Source organism: Streptomyces klenkii, assembly GCF_003626645.1.
Lineage (GTDB): Bacteria > Actinomycetota > Actinomycetes > Streptomycetales > Streptomycetaceae > Streptomyces > Streptomyces klenkii.
In genome coordinates this window covers 1-1147 of sequence record NZ_RBAM01000148.1, presented here as the reverse complement: position 1 = coordinate 1147, position 1147 = coordinate 1, and the positions used below count along the sequence as shown (strand labels likewise).

At 75.1% G+C, this 1147-nt stretch carries 2 protein-coding genes; both read right to left on the bottom strand.

Annotated elements, in window-relative coordinates; all coding sequences use genetic code 11:
• Positions 1-107: 107 nt before the first annotated feature.
• Positions 108-758 carry a sensor domain-containing protein gene (locus D7231_RS35320; protein WP_120760479.1) on the bottom strand — a complete coding sequence of 217 codons (651 nt, stop codon included), beginning with the start codon at positions 756-758 and terminating at the stop codon, positions 108-110.
• 113 nt (positions 759-871) lie between these two features.
• Positions 872-1147: alpha-isopropylmalate synthase regulatory domain-containing protein (locus D7231_RS35315; protein WP_277875678.1), on the bottom strand; the 276-nt coding region annotated here is incomplete at its 5' end.

Genomic DNA, 1147 nt, shown 5'->3' with positions numbered 1-1147 from the left:
GTACCTCCGTTAGCCGCCGGCCCCCGTGCCATCTGCTGTGGGCGTGATGTTAACCACATTGAGGGGTCCGCGTCAGTAGTGCGTACGGAAGTAACGCACCTACTGCGTCAGGTCTGGACAAAACCCGGAGGCAGTGATCGCCGCGGCATCCCGGAGACCAGTCCCCGGGTGAGTGCCGCGTCCGCCGTGGCCAGCGCGCGCACCACCGGCACGGACGTGGCCAGCAGCACGGCCCCGGCGGCCGTGGTGAAGGCGATGTCGGCCGCCTCCGAGGGGTTCCCGGTCATCAGGTCGAACAGGCCCGTCTCGCCCTCGTCGCGCGGCAGCGACCAGGACCAGGTGACGTAGAGCAGGGACCCGAGCCCGCCCACCGTCCAGGTCAGCGCGACGCAGAACGCCGCCACCCGCAGCGGGAAGGCCACCACCATGTGCGCCAGCGCCCGCCAGGCCCACCCGTCCCGCAGCGCCCGCAGCCCGTCCCCGCCGGCCCGCACCGCCGCCCGCGGCCGACGCCCGGCCAGCCGCTCCAGCCGCCGCAGCTCCATCCCCGCGAACGCCCGCGCCCCCATCAGCGTCCCGGCCAGCGCCGGGAGCCCCACCCACACCACGAGCGTCGAGAGCCCGAACGACAGGCCCGTCACCGCCACCGTGAGCGCCGCCACCGCGACCGGCAACCCGCCCATCACATACGCCAGTTCCCGCCCGAAACGCCCCAGCCACCCGGGCCGCCCGGCGGCCCTGATCTCCACATCCGCCATGCCCGTCAGCCTGCCGCCGCCGCCCCGGGCCGGACAGCCGTCCAGCCACCGGGCCCGGGGTGGGGCTGACCCCACCCCGGGCCCGGGGGACGGCCGCACAGCGGCAGGCTCGCTCAGCGCAGGGCGCGGTTCACGGCTGAGACCACGGCCTTCAGCGAAGCCCGCACGATGTTCGCGTCGATCCCCACGCCCCACAGGACGCGGTCGCCCACCGCGCACTCGATGTACGCGGCGGCCTGCGCGCCGGCCCCCGCGCTCATCGTGTGCTCCACGTAGTCCAGGAGCCGCACCTCCTCGGCGACCACCCCGGTGCGGCCCAGCGCGTCGAAGAACGCCGCCAGCGGGCCGTTGCCCGTGCCCGACAGGACCGTGTCGGCCCCGTCCACCAC

What these genes read in the sequence shown, in the direction of transcription:
- D7231_RS35320 (WP_120760479.1), bottom strand. Translation starts at nt 758, where the DNA reads ATGGCGGATGTGGAGATCAGGGCCGCCGGGCGGCCCGGGTGGCTGGGG.